The following is a 16,897-nucleotide window of genomic DNA, read 5'->3' as shown; positions in this document are numbered from 1 at the left end:
TGGCAGTTAAATGACAGGACAGAGCTTAACAATGCAGATTCTTCACAGAGAAGGTCTTGCAAGAATAGGTAGATTTAAGACAGACCATGGGTATGTTGATACACCAAACATAATGCCTGTGATCAATCCTAATTTGCGTACAATACCAATAGATACCATGAAGAAATTTGGAACACAGGCCATTATAACAAATAGTTATATTATAAGAAGAAACCAGGATCTGAAGGATGAGGCACTTAAAAACGGCCTTCACAGCCTTATTGGCTTTGATGGAACTATAATGACCGATTCCGGAACATTCCAGAGTTATGTTTATGGTGGAGTAGAATATGAAAACAGAGATACTGTAGAATTTCAGATAGATATAAAGAGCGATATTTCCACAATTCTAGATATATTTTCCACGCCCAGCGATTCCCATGAAAAAGCCAGACTGGCAGTAGATGAAACTCACAAGAGATTCGAAGAGATAAAGGATATAGCAAAAAGTCATAATATTTCTGGACCTATCCAGGGGTCTATTTATAGAGATTTGAGGCGTAGAAGCGCAAAACTAATGTCAGATACTGATGCAAGTTATCTTCCCATAGGTGGCGTTGTTCCGTTGCTGGAACAGTACAAATACAGTAACCTCGTGGATATTATTCTTGAATCAAAACTTGCAAGTGACTTCTCAAAGCCCGTTCACCTATTTGGAGGTGGCCATCCTATGTTCATGGGAATGGCAGTACTTCTTGGAGTTGATATGTTTGATTCGGCATCCTACGTTAAATATGCAAGGGATGACAGACTTCTTTACACCGAAGGCACAAGATATCTGGCAGATGTGACAGAGCTTCCCTACTGGAGTCCACTAAATGAAAGATTTACGATAAAGGAAATAAAATCTCTTGAAGAAAAAGAAAGATATTCAATCCTTGCTGAACACAATTTATTTGCAATTTTCCAGGAACTATCCGAAATAAGGGAAAGAATTAGAGAAAACACACTCTGGCAATATATTGAATCTAAATCCAGATCACATCCTTCGTTATATTCCGCATTTAAAAGAATACTGACACACTCAAAAAGAATAGAACCTTACTTTGAACTTTACAGGAAGAGTCCACTCTTCCACTTTGGAACAGAGACTAACAGGTCACCCTATGGGATTAGATTAAAGAAGCTTGAACCTGAAAAGGGTACTTACAGCACCTTATCATCCAGGGAGTGGAAACCAGCGAGACTAAGCCAGGATTTTGTGAGGAATGTTTATGAAAAATCAGAAGAGAATTTCTGTATTAACTGGTACGGATTGAAAATCCCTGTGGAGATGGAAGAGATATATCCTGTGGAACAGGTGATTTCGGGTTATGAGAAAGAAACTAAAGGAACATTATTCAGGAGAGATAATGGTTATGAAAAGGTCAGAAATTTCAACCTTGAAAAACTTAGAAGAGTTGCAGATTTCCAGTTTGGAAAAGGAAATGGTAAAAGTATATTTCCAGATGACTGCAAAATTACAGTTTCAAAAGCAACAGGCAGGATCAGGACTATTTCGAGGAATGATAGTATACTTGCAACCATGAGAGCCCATGATGGCTTTATAGGTCTCACCTTTGAAGGAGGGCTTAAATTACATGAGGTTTCTAAAGGAATGAATAATAGAGTGATGGTCACCAGGGAAAGTGCAACATATAATTCTCAGGGAAAAAGTGTTTTCTTCAAATTCGTAGAACAAAATGACATGGGAATAATTCCACTGAATGATGTTCTTGTTGTGGATCCTGATGACTCACTTATTGCTGTTGGCAGGGCAATGGTATCCGGACGGGAAATGAGAATGTACAAAGATGGTGTTGCTGTTACAATCAATCATCACATACAGGAGACCACAAGTTAAGAGTTTGTGCTATCACTTTTTAAGAATTTTAATAGTTATGGCTATTTTTTTCAATAAATTCTTTAAGTACTACAGCACTGTTGTGCTTTTCATTACTTGCACTGTACAGGAAAATAACATCTCCTTTGTTACATATCTCTGCAAGTTTTTGGATGTCTTTGTTATGCCTTAGCTCCTCCATATATCTTTCCCTAAACTCAGCATACTTTTGATCCTCGTGATTGAACCATTTTCTAAGTTCCGTGGAAGGAGCAATATCTTTTGCCCACCAGAACAATTTAAGGGAATCTTTTTTCATGCCTCTTGGCCACAATCTTTCAACCAGAATTCTTGTCCCAATGTCTCCATCCTCAAGATCATAGACCCTTTTCAAAATTATCATGATACTTTTCCCATTATGGTAGGATGATACAGGTTTATTAATATTCCTTCACATTCTCATCCGACATTGCTTGAAATTACGGTTTCCTCCATTTCCTTCATTCTACGGGAGAACATACCACTTATGAACATATACATAACCGCGACCACCACAGTACCTATAGCAATGTAGAACCAGTATGTGCTTGAAACACTCTGTAAAACAAACAGAAGATATAGTCCGATAATTGCACCTGCAAACCCTCCAAAACTTGAATATAAGTTGTAAACGCCAACATAGGAGCCCCTCATATTATCTGGTGCAAGAGTGGTGATAATACTCTGGGTGGTTGGGGAAAGTAGATCCTCACCAAAGGTTGATATGGTCATAAAGAGTGCCAGTATTAGAAATGCAGTTGAATCTGTAAGAACGAGGAAAGAGATAGCATAAAAAAGTGTTCCGACGCCTCTCCACATCATTGGATTTCCAACCTTCGTCATAAGCCTCAGTAATGGAAACTGAAGAGCCACCACAAGTATTCCATTGAGCGCCCATATATATCCAAGATACATATAAGGAAGATTCTGCAATACGATTGTATAAACTGTAAATGTTGATCCTCTTTGTCTCATGAAAATCTGTAGAAGTACCCCTATAATTATGAAAACGACGAAAAATCTATCCTTCATATATGTCCTGCTCAACTCCCCTTTCATTACCTGAATGTGATCTGATGGAACATAGGTTTCCCTCATTAGGAAATAAAGCATGAAAATTTCCACCACGGTAACAGCGCTGGATACCAGGAATATGTATTGGAGTCCAAAGTATGCTAGATATGCCCCAAGCAGTGGCCCTATGGCAATACCGAGATTAGCCATTATCCTCATTATCGTGTAACCTGAAAGTCTGTCTCTTACCGATGTTATATCTGCTACAGAAGCCTGTACTGCCGGGTACTGTATTGAGTTTATTATTATTGTTCCGTACCATGATCCAAGCAGGAGAACAAAATAATACGGATTTGCAACCGTATAATAGATCAGCAGATAGAAAACCACTGCTGGTATTTGGGAATATACAAGAATTGTTCTTCTACCGATCCTGTCTGTCAGTATCCCAGAGTAATACTGGACAAAAGCCATTAGAAGTGTGGCAGAACCCAGAAAAAGACCGGTAATTATAAAACTTATGTGATAAACTATTATGAAGATTAAAGGTAGGAAAATGAAAGTTGAACCCCTTCCAAAGGCACGAATGAACCTTGTCATACTTAGGATCCATATCCTTCTATCAAGATTTTTTATATTAAAAGCGTAAGGTGAAGTTGCCGTTAGTGTGTATTAATAATGATTATTTAATTGATTCCAAGTTTCTTAGATAGTTATTAAGTTTTCACCAATATAATATATACTTAGGGATGGAGTTCATACAAGCACTATTGTCATTAACATTGCGATAACCATCAGAGCTCCCCCTCCAATAGTGTAATAGGAAAGTGGTATTCCTGTAAGTATGACTGAGAAAATTGCAGCAAACACTGGTTCTGAAACCATTATTATGCTTGCCTTTTCAGGCTTCACGTAAACCAGTGCCTTGTTGGTTATAAAATATGCCACAACCCCTGCAAAAATTGCAGTGAAAGCGATAGTAAAGATGAGAATTGGAGATGAAAAGTTGAAATATATCTTAAAGGTAGGTATTGCTATGGTTGAATAAAGTGAAACTGCTGCCATTTGAAAAAAGGTAAATTTCACCATATCCAGCTTATTATTCCTTGAAACATAGATTATCTGCATTGCGTATCCAACGGCACATATGAAAGTAAGAAGATCTCCTAGCTGAAGTGAAAAGTTACTTACCTCTCCCACTGTAATAATCAAAAGACCAACAAATGCAAGAGTTACCGCCGATAGATCACTTTTTGAAATTCTCTGGCGAAAAATAAGGTATGCAATTACTGGAACAAGTACTATGTAAAGGCCGGTAACAAATCCCGAAATAGCTGGTGTCGTGAAATATAGTCCTATGGTCTGGAAGTAATATCCAAGAAACAGAAAGAATCCGGCAATAAATCCCTGCCTCAATCCTGTGAGATCACTCCTGTTTTTTATGAATGGAATCATCACAATTGTTGATATCAAAAACCTAATGGCAAGAAATATTACAGGAGACATGTATTCCAGTGATATCTTGATCAGTGGAAATGTGATTCCCCACGAAAGAGTTGCTATTATGATTAAAAATGAGTACTTAGTTTCGTTCTGCATTCTTTTCTTTCCTTGGAAATAATACGTTTCTAACTATGGATGGATTCCTGATGAGCATTTTAAGAACAACTCTTGAGGGATAATCAATATCCCCTATGGTATTGATTAAATGTGTCATTCTCTCAGTGGTTATCTTTCTGCCTATGATGTTAAATGAGGTGTCAGTGATCCTTGAGTATAGTTTCTGTATCCGGAAATCTCTCTTAAGTTCTGCACCTAATTCTTTTTTCCACAGTTTGTTGTATAGGGAAAGTGTTCCTTCTGAAAAATCCTCCTTTTCATATGCCCGTTCCATTGTTATTGCAGCCTTTTCTCCTGAGACCATTCCAGTATAGATTCCACCGCCGCTGAGTGGTTTCACTATACCTGCTGCATCTCCAACTAACAATGCACCATCACCATATGGTCTTCTGAGGAAACTTATGGGAATAGGGCCGCCGGTTATTGATATTTTATTTGGATTTAGATACCTTTTGTAAAGGTAATTGAATTTTTCTCTTGTTAATCCAAATCCAGCAGTTCCAATGCGAGAGAAGTCTCCAGCCGGAGTACCCCATGCAAAATAGCCATTGCTGAATTTATTACCAAGAAAGACGTTTACATTATCCTGATCTTCCATCCTATCAGCACCATCGATCTGATACGCGGAAACAATCCTCCTGAACCTTTGATCAGGGAACAGTACCTTTCTTGTGATACTGTTTGCCCCGTCTGCTCCTACAACTGCAAGAGCCTCAACTTCTTCTATGTTTCCATCTCTCCTCATGGTGATCTTCATTTTCCTATCCTGTCTCCTTATGTCCTTTACCCTTGCATTTAACATTAGCTCTGCACCATTCCCTATGGACATTGCAGCAGCATCCTGATCAAAACGATCCCTTTCCAGCACCATGGTTTCCTCTTCCTTTCCAATTCTTATGTGGTTGCCATCTGGAAAGTATATGTTTGCACCATGGACTTTGTTTACCACTGAATCCGTCTTTACCATTGAAGTCACTCTTCTTGAAACAAGACCAGTGCATTCAACAGGCTTTCCGATGGACTGATGCTCCTCAAGCTGTGCTACCTTAAACCCTCTTTTCGCCAGCCTTTGAGTGCAATATGAGCCACTGGGTCCTCCCCCAATGACAACAAAATCAAACAATCTATCCCTCCATGAAACTATCAAGTGTTGTATTCTTGCTGTTATGCACAGCCTGTTGCCTTTTCCCAGATTTGGAACCCTGCTCCACCAGGTGTATGGGCTCATCGAGACTCTCAAACACTCTGTTTACAGTTTCCTCAACCCTTTTTGCGTAATAAAGCCAGTCAGGTTCGTCCTCAAATTTCTCTCCATCAATATATGGTTCCACTTCCTGTGGTGTTACCCTGCTATTGGTAACTATCCAGGAAACCTTCATTCCAGGTATGAACCTTTCACCTCTTTCCTGCAGTTTTCTTGCGGCTCTCACATTTGCCATGGAATCAGCGTTTGCATAGGATGCTGAATCCTTAACCGACCTTGAGATAACCAGTTTAGATATATCTATGCTCCTATCCCCACTGATCATTCTTTCTATAACGTCTACTGCATTTTTTCTTGCCCCTGATACATCTTTTTTCATCAATGAATCAAACACCGATTCAAGCAGTTCACTCTGCATATCAAAGGAGTCAGTTCTCCTAACCTCGTATCCTCTCACAAGCATTTCTCCAGCACTATCCATAGGATAGACTATCTTCCCCACGTATCTCTTCTTCGCTCCATGTGAAAAGAAAGGATCCATAATTTTTTCGAACTCGATCAGAATGTGCAAATCGTCAGAAATTTCTTTGCTCAGATCATTTCCCATTTTTATCGCATCAGTCAGCTCCTTCTTTCCTGACTCAATGAAAACGCTATCTGTATCACCGTATATCACCTTTAGATCCTTTTTCTTGAGTTTATCAATGAGACCCATGATCGTATTTCTTGCAAAGGAAGTAACCGAGCTACCAAGTTCTGGATTTGTGAATCTGTAAAATGAAGAAGCGAGGACACCATAAAAGGTGTTCATTAGAATTTTAATGGCATTCTGCACTCCGTCTAAATAGTCCTTTTCGTCTCCCGTGGCCTGCTTCATCTGCTTTTTTACCTGATCCCTTCTTGCCATTAGAGTCTGCAATAATTCAGGAATTAGTCCTTTCCTCACAGATGGATCCAGAAATCTTGCCCCTGTAGGCGAAATAATAGTTCCTTTTTCACTTAATGTGGTGAAACATATATTGTATTTCATAATTATGGATGGATACATGCTTTTGAAGTCCAGTACTATCACCATATCATACAGTCCTGCTCCTATTGACTCCACATGGCCGCCTTCTATTGCCCTGTCCTTGAGCGCCTGACTTGCTGTCATTGGAACTGCAATATTCCTTTGCGTTGCCAGTCTTATGAGCAAAGAATCCACATAATTACTTGTTCCGCCATTTGTTGTATCCTCCAGTGGAAGTTTGGTAACAGTAGACATGAACATATTTCTATCAACAACCCGCATCTTTTCCATGATCCTCAGTGTTAGATCTGCATCCTTAATACAATAGTCAATGACTTCCTTAGGTCTGTTCTTGTATTCTTCCATAATGTTAAGCCTGTCAACATCATCCTTTCCTTCGTTCAGGAGTTCCATTGCAACATAATTAAGAGTTTCATGTTTTGGTTTCAGGATCTTCTTTACGTTCCACCATACGTCACTTATTATCCTTCCCTTTACCCTCCAGAACTGGCCGTTCATCCTCCTTGCCTTTGATCCGTCCCGTCCTATATCAAGTGTGAGTCTGTACCGTTCCATCCTGTATTCAATTACAGGTAGATCGTACCCATCTATGTTGTATCCTATAATAATATCAGGGTCCTTTTCCAGAATAAGCTTATTAAAATTTGAAAGAATTTCCTTCTCTTCTCCCGTAATGGCACCTTTCTCTGTTTCTATACCCTTTTTGCTTCTTATAGAGTAGCCTATTACTATGATCTTTCCATAAGTGTCACCTTCATCTGGTGGAAATGCATTCTCTATGTCAAAGCTAAGTACCCTTACATCAGGTGTGAAATCATCAGTTGTTCTTATGCCTTTAATATCGGCTTTTAAAACCATATCGGTATGATATCTATTTCTGTCAATGACTTCCTCACCTTCTACCTCAATACAGGCCCCAAGGTCAAGATCGTAGATGAATCTGTGGTGAAAAGGTATATCTGCAGCCATTACTGTGGAAACAAAAAGGGAGCGCAGTTCTGGCACTTTATATGGATGATTAACATAAATTCTTATTGCTTTTCTTGTCTCTCCCTTGACCCATAGTTCAAGGTTCTCCATTCTCTTGAATTCTTGATTCTTCTTGATTCCTTCTATCTCCTGCTCATTTGGCTCTATAACATCAAAATATGGATCGAAACCACCACACAGGACCGTTACTGATGTTCCGTCGATTGTCCTCCCAAATATCTCCAAAACAGTATCTGAAGTTCTGTATGAGGATGAAATTATTCTAAGACTTATTTTCATCAGCTAAATATGCATATCCAGCTTAAAAAAATATCCATCAATTCCAATCCACTTCTTTCATTCTATTACTATCCAAATTTTATTACATTCTATTAGGATCTTAATATTTAACGAGTATTCTCATTAAAGACTTCTGGAATTCCACAACTGTGTTGCATAACAATCTATCATCCTTCATAATGTTATAACAGAGCTCCTTCGGTCAATTTCCTGAATTTTGTAATCTGTATTCTTACTTTGATGATCTCTCCCATGACTCTCTTGAGATTTGGGAGATATATTTCAACTGTCCATCTCTTCTTATACTCCTGGAAACACTTTCGTTCCTCTAATCCAGGTTTCCTGATCTTCCTTGCCGTTCTTCCTCAGGTTGGGGAACCTTGACAGCGTGTTGAGATTCTTCCTGAGTGGAATAATGGCACCGATTCCACTATTCCTCAAAAGATTGAATATATTTCTGGAATCTCTGCCCTATACAAATACTCTCAGATATGATTCCAGTGACCTGAATAATGCATTGAACACTGATCTGATTCTTCAATGAATTCAACGTAACTGTAGGGAATTACGAACGGTCTTCCGTTCCTCTTTCCATTTTATATTTCTTCAGATCATATATGTGATCCTCAATACAGTTAATGTGAATAATTCCCCTCATGCTTTTTACACGTAATTATTTTACAGTGACCATATCTTTTCCATGATCATTTGGTTTGTTGAATTTCACAAACAACACCCATTATATTTTCAGGAAAAATTATTGAATGGTTTATGCAACACAATTAGAATTACCCTAAAATTTTAATAAAATTAAGATTTATATTTTTTAATAGAAGTGAAATTCAAGATAGATAGAGGCAAGAAAAAGCTTAATCGAAATAACAGTTATTTTCCTCTCACATACGGCAATATTTTACAATGTAATATACCAGATCCTTATTTCTATTATGGATGCTATCAACCCTCAAGTATGTTTAGCGAAAGGTTTAATTTGTCAGTAGGATATAATGATCCGTCGACTATGGATCATTTCACCTATGGAGAAAACTTTGTGCTGATTAATACAACATTGACAGGAAATGTATGTGAAGAAAGAGAAACCTATTCTGGTTCTTTTACCAGTCCAGCGTATCTGTTGTTTGGGTGATTACAATGATAAATTATGATATCATCCTTTTACCAATCAATTTTTTTGCATGGACATCGCTTCTCGTTTGGTTAAAACATAAAAATATTAAGGATCTAGATAAAAAACTCTTAAAAGTAAGGATATTTTGTTTTAGTATATTTGATGTAGCTAAATGGATAATCATTGGGATCCCAATTATAGCGTTGTACCATATGTTACAATTACTTCATCTCGCAGTATATGACTATTTTGTCCTATTCATTCTAATAATCCTGATTTTAAATCTTATTAGGCAGATCGTAAAAACAGAGAAACAATTCAAAAGATATAGCGGTCACTATTCCATTAAACCTCCAGAGGGATTTTATTGATTATTATTGCTGATTCATTTTCCTTTCAAGTTTTCATTATGGTTGAAATATTTACTTATGCTTTGTTTGCTTATGCCTATTATAGTAGCTCTAAAAGTAAGAAAAAAATGGAAGCATTTAATAAAAAAAGAGTGTTTTTAGGATATACCAGGCCACAAATTTTTTTGATTTTCTTTGATGCTTGGCAACTGGTATTTGTTTACAGTTTACTTCAATTGTATCATTTAATAATGTTCTCTTATTTAGATCTCTTAATTTTGATGATAATGATTTTAGTTGTCTTTACCCAGATCGTAAAAACAGAGAAACAATTCAAAAGATATAGCGGTCACTATTCCATTAAACCTCCAGAGGGATTTTATGATTAGTTAGTTGAGTTGATATCATGTGAGGGTTAAGATGGCCTTCTTTTAATTTATTCGGATATCTTTAACATTCCAGAGGTAACCACAATTCTCCAGCCAACAGGTATATAATCAAGTCTCTGAATTCCCTTACTTTGAATCCGGATGAACGCTGAAGTAAGGATCTTATTGTTCAGTCCTTTTGAACAACAGATGAATTTATTTCAAATTTGATGACTTCAAGAATCTCATTTAGATGTCTCTTTTACGTTCTTCAGATTTCACAAAATGTCAATGAATGAAGGTTTATAAATTACCCCCAAAGATTTGAAGGGAACCTAATTTTAAAGTCAGATGATGATAAAATCTGTGGAAGTCCCAAATTAACCAACTCTATTTTTTAATAATATTATACGCATAGAATGAAACGATAAATTGCATCAATTGCTCTTTTTGATTTGAAACTATTTGCTTAAGAAGATAGATTAGTATTAAAACAAAACAGTTTAATAATTTGATAAAATTAAGTTGTGTTCAGGGGAGCCATTGGCTGAGAGGATCAGAAGATCGACCCTTTGAACCTGACCCGGGTAATGCCGGCGGAGGGAGAAGATGGATACAACATACGATAACGTAAAAAGAAGTTTGCCTGTAATAGGTTTATTTTATGGAGGTATTCTATATGAATAAATATAGAACATCCCTCCTTGCATCAACATCCTTTGCATTTATTTTCTGGGGGATAGTTGGCACAATTGGCCCGCTTGCTGCGTCTGGATCCATAATAGGAAATCTCAATCACACTGGAAAACTAATATTTCTTTTAATAGGATCCCTGGTGGTTCCGGCAGGTAATCTCTCCATGGGAATTCTTGCCGATGTCATTGGCAGAAAAAAGGTTTTTCTTATTACCATGTCATTTTATACCATAGGCATTATCGTTATAAGCCTGAGTTATAACGTTCTTCCTTTGCTGCTAGGTCTCATACTGGCAGAGTTTGGAGTTGGTGGAGAAGAACCATCGTCACTTTCTTTAGTTGCTGAGAACACAGATGCAAATAAAAGACCATTCTGGTTAACTATATTGACTAATATGGATAACATAGGAAGCGCCCTCATGGCAGGTCTCTTTTTCATAGTGGTTAACAATCTTCAGGATAGAATTGTGCTACTGATCGGGTCATTGTTACTGATTTTATTTATTGTTCTTCTAAGACGAGTCATTCCCGAATCTCAGATGTGGCTTAAGGAAACAGGAAACGCAGATGAAAGCCAAATAGAGAGAGAAAAGATTGACCTGAAAGATGACGGCGAAAGCATTTCGCAGCCAAGGCTTATTTCTTCTTTTATTTTTCTGGGGGTAATAGCAGTCTCTCAGTATCTTACATTTGGTCTCATGGCATATGTTCTTGCACCCATAGAGTTTCCAAATAGCTCAGAGGATGATCTGATTATATTTGTAGCACTGTTAGGTTCTTCTGTAGCTGGTTTCATTGCGGCTCCACTCATTTCGAGGGGAAGAAAGAATTATACATTACTCTCCTTCCTGTTTGGCACAGTTACAATGGTTGCAATTTTCATAATGGTACCATATCTTACTAACATGCTAATATTTCTTCCCTTACTTTTTGCAAATATGTTCATGAGTGAGTTTGCCTATGCTTCAAGGTCTGTTCTTGAACCTGAACTTTACGGTACAATAAACAGATCGACACTTATTGGCCTGACCAGACTATGGCCTATGATAGCATACCCGATATTCACTTTTTATACCAGCACCCTGAATCTATCTAACTTTCTACTGATCAACGTCATACTCTGGGCCATGGGACTGCTTGCATCTGTTTACTGGTTCTATTTCGGAATTGAAACAAAGAATGCAAATATAGACTACAAGCCTGTAATCGATCGATATTAACTGCAGATAATGGCCTAATTTGCTAAACAATATTTATAATTCATAAAAATTTCATATATAATATGTGTAAACAATCCAAATTTTATAATAACCGCTTGCTAATTACCATATGGGAGAATTAATGGCATCGATCGTAGAAATGGTGGACAATTATGGGAGGTACAGGAGAGATGTCCTGAATCTTCAGGCATCGGAGAATTTTCTCTGCTCTCACGTGAAGATGGCATTGGGAACAGATTTAGGTGGGAGATATTCCCATGTTATGCCAGATGGGAGAAATGCCTATGGCGGAACTGAGATGATAGAGAATATTTTCAACGAAACAGAGAGAAACATAAAAACATTATATGGTTCTAAGTTTGCGGAAATAAGACCACTGGGTGGACATATTGCAGCGGAGATCAGTTTACTGAGCACAATTCAAAAAAATGATACAATAATGGCAATAAGTGAAGAAAACGGTGGATACACCGGATACATGGAAAACTATCTTCCGAATATGCTGGGGTTCAAGACTGAATTCATCCCTTACAGTGAGGAAAAACAGGAAATTGACTACGACTCTTTTGAAAAGAAGGCAACGGAGATTAAACCCAAGGCAGTTGTGCTTGGTCAGTCTTTTTTTGTAAAGCATTATGATCTCGGTCGAATAAGAGAAATTTGCGATAAAACAGGTTCAAAGCTCCTTTATGACGGATCACATGTAATGGGACTCGTAGCTGGTAAGAAATTTCAGCCAGACGCACTTAAATATTCAGACATTTTATTCGGTTCAACTCACAAGACATTCTTTGGCCCGCAGGGAGGAATTGTTCTCACAAACAATGAAGAATTAGCTGAAAAAATAAACGAAAATGTTGTTTGGAAAACAATGGATAACTATCATCCGAATAGGATTGCCGCTCTTGGCATTGCTGCTCAGGACCTCATAACATTCGGAGAAAGTTATGCAGGATGGATTGTTTCAAACACATATACTCTTGCCAGAACGCTAAACGATTCAGGTATTGCAGTAAAATATGCGCCATGGTATTCTGAAAGTCACCAGATAATTCTCTCAAAGGATAATTTCCAGAAATATGGTGATTTCAAAACAATAAGCAAGAGACTAGAAAATAATAGAATAATCGCAGATACGGAAGGGAGACTCGGTACAGCGGAAATTACAAGAATTGGGCTAACAGACATGGTTACCCTGGGAGAGGTAGTCTCCGATGCCATAAAGGGAAAAGATGTAAGAAGCAGGATCACTGAAGTCCTGAGAAATTCAAGTATAAAATTTTGCAGGTGAGATTATGAAGACAGTTGAAGATATAATGACAGAGAATCCATTGACAATTGATGAGGAGACAACAGTATCTCTAGCACTGAACAGAATGAGAGATAACAAAATTGCTCAGCTTCCAGTGGTGTCTGGAAGAAAATATATAGGAATGATCAGTTACAGAGATATATTAAGAAGGAGGAGCATTCATCTGAATTCCAAAATAAAGAACTTTGTGACGAAATCTCCAGAACTCAAAAGAAGAGATACCCTTGAAAGGGCAGTAAATCTACTTAGAGACAGTGCAATGGGAGCCCTACCTGTGGTAGAAAATGGAAAGATTGCAGGTGTAGTTTCCAGAACAGACATAATAAAGAACATTGAGGAATTCGATGAACTCAAGGGTGTTCAGACTTTTGATCTAATGCAGGATGCTTATTTCGCAAAACCTGATGAAGATCTGGAATCAATACTGGAAAAAGTCAGGGCACACGATGTGGACACAATCAATGTGGCGGACGAAAAAACGAATCTTCTTGGTCTGATCAGGGTTGAAAACATACTGGATTATGAGATGAAAACAAAGGAGAGAGTTAGAAAAGGGGACTTCACAGGGGAGAGGAATCATCCAGATATAGACATTAATTCTCTTATGGAACAGCCTGTATTTTGTTACGAGGATGAAGATCTTTTCACCGCATCTGAAGAACTTGTTAAAAACCATCTTCACAATATAGCAATATGTGACAAGGGAAAGAAAATAGTAGGAGTACTGAGTGTGGATGACATAATAAGTTCACTCTGGTCAAAGGAAAGTACAGAAGGCATTCTTGTGAACATATCAGGACTTGGTGCAGGGGATACTGATCTATACTCTACAATATACGCAATGGTTGAAAAATTTACCGAAAGATTTTCTAAGCTGGAAAATTTAAAAAATGGAACCATGAATATCCATGTTGTGAAGCACCATAGTGAAGAAGGAAGGATCAAATATTCCATAAGAACAAGGTTGATAGGGAGAAAAATAAACATGACCGAAAGTTCCTCAGGCTGGAATTTTGGAAAGGTCCTTTCTGATATATTTGATGATTATGAATCAAGAACAAAGAGGGAAAAGGAGAAGAACTAAGCATGATTGAACTGATGGACAGGATTCTGGACAAACTGGAAAAGGGGGCAAGATATGGTGAAGTAAGGTACATGTCTGGAGAAAGCACCGGGGCATCCATGAGAAATTCAGAGTTTCAGGGGGAAGGTACTTCATCAGGAGAGGGAATTGCCATAAGGGCCATGAACGAATCCATTTCCATGGGATTTATTTCATCTTTTGATTTTGACAGAATACAGGAAATTATAGACAGAGTAATAAGGAACAGTCACCGAGGAGGTCGAAACAAGCTTGACGTTTCTGGAGGAATCAAAGATAAATGGGATGCTGTTGGAAAACATAAGGTAGAAGATATTCAAAGTTCAGACAGAATGGAAATTATGAAAAACGCTGATGAAATGATGAAGTCATATGGTCTATCAGTAAGAATGAACGCAATATATCATAAGAAAATCAGACAGATATACCAGAACACTTCAGGTAGCCTAATAGAGTCTAACCTTTCAAGAATCGGATATTTCATGGTAGGTGGTTATAAAGAAGGGACATCCTTTGAAGAAATTTACAGACAGTTTGGTACTACAGGTGGAATGGACAACTTTAGGGAACTAGAAATACAGAAAAAAATTGAGGATGCAGTGAAAAACCTGAAGGAGATTTCAAAGTCCCCATCAGCAAAGCCTGGAAGGTATGATGTGATTATCAGTCCAGAAATAGCAGGTATAGTGGCACATGAATCTTGCGGTCATCCAACAGAATGGGACAGGATATCTGGAAGAGAAGGATCACTTGCTGGCGAATCCTTCCTCACAGGCAAGAAATACCCGTTCAGGATAGGCTCACCAGTGGTAAATGTAATTGACGATCCTACTTTGAAGGGAAGCTACGGATATTATAAGTATGACGATGAAGGAATAAGGGCAAGAAAGAGATATCTGTACAAGGATGGAATGACAAACGAATTTATCCACAGCAGGGAGAGTGCCGCAAGTTATGGAGTTGAGCCTAACGGAGGTGGGAGAGTTTCCGACTGGGATATGGAGCCTCTGGCAAGAATGAGTACTACGTATATAGAACCGGGTCAGCATACATTTGATGAGCTGGTTGAAGATATCAAGAATGGAATTTACATAAAAAGTTATACGGAATGGAATATAGATGATATCAGATTCAATGAGAAGTATGTTGGAAGTGAGGCATTCCTGATTGAAAATGGAAGACTAAAAGGCAGGGTAAGAAAGCCTGCTATTGAAACAAATACAGTCAATTTCTACTCCTCAATAGACGCTGTATCCAATGAACTTGAATTCTCCGCTGGAACATGTGGAAAAGGCGATCCAGAGCAGGGGGTTGACACATGGATGGGTGGTCCAAGCGTCAGATTAAGGAATATATACATATCCTGAGGTAAAATTATGGCTGACTTAAATTTAATTAAAAGAAATGTAAAGAAACTAAAGCTAGATTCCTATGTGATCAGGTTAATTAGAACCAATATAGAACAGATAAGGTTTTCAAACAATCTGGTAGATCTTAGAAATTACTGGACAAGGGAGGGCATTTCAATATTCCTCAACTCAGGAAAGAAGATAACTGAAATAAGTCTTGATAACGACTCTAATATAGAAGAAAAAATAGAGAAATCTTACAGATCTATGATAAAGGGGGAAGAATCAAATACGTTCAACGGTATAAATCCTGAAAAATACAGTTCTATAGAAAAGATAGAGGAACAGGAAAAGTCTGTGGAGCTTGATGATATAGTTAACGCCTGTGTAGAGGGGGCAAGGGAAGGTGGTTCTGAGAGAAGTACAGGTCTCGCTTACAGAACCTATACTGATGACCACATTATAACACCCTTCAATGAGCATCATGTCACATACGATGATTTCAACTTTGATATAAGGGCATTTAGAGGGCAGAATACAGGCCAGGAAGGAGTACACTTCTCATCCAGTGCGAAGGATCCTGTTGAGATTGCAAAAAAAGCCGGTATGGAGGCTGGAAAAACGGCATCACTCATAGTTCCTTCAATAGAGTTTGAGGCTGGAAACTTCGAAACACTCCTTTCTCCATACGTCATAGGCAATATATTTACATATTGCTCCTCGCTGTTTTCCGCTTATTCAGTACAGATGGGTATGAGCTATCTGGATGAAAGCCTTGGGAATAGAGTCGCTTCTGAATCCCTAACACTTTCAGATTCTCCACTAAACAAACATGGCTCAAATTATACAGTATTCGATGATGAGGGGACACCATGCTTCAATAAAAACCTTATAACTCACGGGGTGCTGGAAAATTTTGTACATTCATATTCTACTGCAGTCACCTCCGGGACAAAAACCACAGGTAATGCAGGAATAATAAGTCCAGAACCACTTCAGCTTTCTATGGAATCAGGTAACAGATCGGTTGAAGATCTTCTTCACTCCATAGACCATGGACTGTACATAAAAAATGCCTGGTATACCCGTTTTCAGGATAATAGAAACGCAGTATTTTCAACAGTACCGAGAGACGGAATTTTCAGGGTTGAGAATGGAGAGATAGCAGGGAGAATTAGCGGTGTAAGAATAAGCGATTCCTTTGGTAAAATAATTAAAAATATATCCGGGGTATCAAGTGAACTTAAAAATGTGAAATTCTGGGAAGAGGTTTCTCCGTCCATAATGGCCTCTGTGCTGGTACAGGACCTGCACGTGACAAAAGCCTTTTAGAAC

The 16,897-nt window shown here is 38.0% G+C and carries 13 protein-coding genes and 1 riboswitch; of the genes, 7 read left to right on the top strand and 6 right to left on the bottom strand.

What is annotated here, in order from left to right; genetic code table 11:
• Positions 1–10 precede the first annotated feature (10 nt).
• The gene (gene tgtA / locus CSP5_RS02455) at positions 11–1,882 is read left to right on the top strand and encodes a tRNA guanosine(15) transglycosylase TgtA (RefSeq protein ID WP_241810771.1); all 1,872 of its coding nucleotides are present in this window, start codon (positions 11–13) and stop codon (positions 1,880–1,882) included.
• A gap of 28 nt (positions 1,883–1,910) precedes the next feature.
• Here tgtA and CSP5_RS02450 read toward each other — a convergent pair whose 3' ends face one another.
• The 6 genes from CSP5_RS02450 to CSP5_RS09675 all read right to left on the bottom strand — a co-directional run bounded on the left by CSP5_RS02450 (position 1,911) and on the right by CSP5_RS09675 (position 8,478).
• Positions 1,911–2,264, bottom strand: coding sequence for a DUF488 domain-containing protein (locus CSP5_RS02450; RefSeq protein WP_021789934.1), 354 nt, complete (start codon positions 2,262–2,264; stop codon positions 1,911–1,913).
• 56 nt (positions 2,265–2,320) lie between these two features.
• On the bottom strand, positions 2,321–3,514 hold the full coding sequence (locus CSP5_RS02445) for an MFS transporter (RefSeq protein WP_077075965.1): 1,194 nt from the start codon (positions 3,512–3,514) through the stop codon (positions 2,321–2,323).
• A 156-nt stretch (positions 3,515–3,670) separates the two neighbouring features.
• Entirely contained in the window at positions 3,671–4,513 is an 843-nt protein-coding gene (locus CSP5_RS02440) for a DMT family transporter (RefSeq protein WP_021789936.1), read from the bottom strand.
• Positions 4,497–5,657 (bottom strand): geranylgeranyl reductase family protein, encoded by a 1,161-nt coding sequence (locus CSP5_RS02435; protein ID WP_077075963.1) that lies wholly within the window; start codon positions 5,655–5,657, stop codon positions 4,497–4,499. The genes CSP5_RS02440 and CSP5_RS02435 overlap by 17 nt, the downstream gene beginning before the upstream one ends.
• Before the next feature lies 1 nt (position 5,658).
• Positions 5,659–8,037, bottom strand: a complete 2,379-nt coding sequence (locus tag CSP5_RS02430) for a DNA-directed DNA polymerase (protein ID WP_077075962.1) — start codon at positions 8,035–8,037, stop codon at positions 5,659–5,661.
• A gap of 300 nt (positions 8,038–8,337) precedes the next feature.
• Positions 8,338–8,478 carry a hypothetical protein gene (locus CSP5_RS09675; protein ID WP_171970415.1) on the bottom strand — a complete coding sequence of 47 codons (141 nt, stop codon included), beginning with the start codon at positions 8,476–8,478 and terminating at the stop codon, positions 8,338–8,340.
• A 394-nt stretch (positions 8,479–8,872) separates the two neighbouring features.
• Between CSP5_RS09675 and CSP5_RS02425 the strand changes: the two genes are divergently transcribed.
• From CSP5_RS02425 to CSP5_RS02400, 6 genes are all read left to right on the top strand, one after another.
• Entirely contained in the window at positions 8,873–9,184 is a 312-nt protein-coding gene (locus CSP5_RS02425; RefSeq protein ID WP_145983926.1) for a hypothetical protein, read from the top strand.
• Between the two features lie 1,223 nt (positions 9,185–10,407).
• A riboswitch (TPP riboswitch) is annotated at positions 10,408–10,506 on the top strand.
• A gap of 57 nt (positions 10,507–10,563) precedes the next feature.
• Entirely contained in the window at positions 10,564–11,799 is a 1,236-nt protein-coding gene (locus CSP5_RS02420; protein WP_077075957.1) for an MFS transporter, read from the top strand.
• A 109-nt stretch (positions 11,800–11,908) separates the two neighbouring features.
• Positions 11,909–13,090 (top strand): DegT/DnrJ/EryC1/StrS family aminotransferase, encoded by a 1,182-nt coding sequence (locus CSP5_RS02415; protein ID WP_021789940.1) that lies wholly within the window; start codon positions 11,909–11,911, stop codon positions 13,088–13,090.
• Between the two features lie 4 nt (positions 13,091–13,094).
• Complete coding sequence (locus tag CSP5_RS02410; protein WP_021789941.1) at positions 13,095–14,195, top strand: CBS domain-containing protein; 1,101 nt, start codon at positions 13,095–13,097, stop codon at positions 14,193–14,195.
• Positions 14,196–14,197: 2 nt separating this feature from the next.
• Positions 14,198–15,580, top strand: coding sequence for a TldD/PmbA family protein (locus CSP5_RS02405; RefSeq protein ID WP_077075955.1), 1,383 nt, complete (start codon positions 14,198–14,200; stop codon positions 15,578–15,580).
• Between the two features lie 9 nt (positions 15,581–15,589).
• The gene (locus tag CSP5_RS02400) at positions 15,590–16,894 is read left to right on the top strand and encodes a TldD/PmbA family protein (protein ID WP_021789943.1); all 1,305 of its coding nucleotides are present in this window, start codon (positions 15,590–15,592) and stop codon (positions 16,892–16,894) included.
• The last annotated feature ends 3 nt before the right edge of the window (positions 16,895–16,897 follow it).

This window comes from Cuniculiplasma divulgatum (assembly GCF_900083515.1).
Lineage (GTDB): Archaea > Thermoplasmatota > Thermoplasmata > Thermoplasmatales > Thermoplasmataceae > Cuniculiplasma > Cuniculiplasma divulgatum.
Note: the sequence above shows the minus strand (reverse complement) of the source record. Positions and strands in the feature narration are given on the sequence as shown.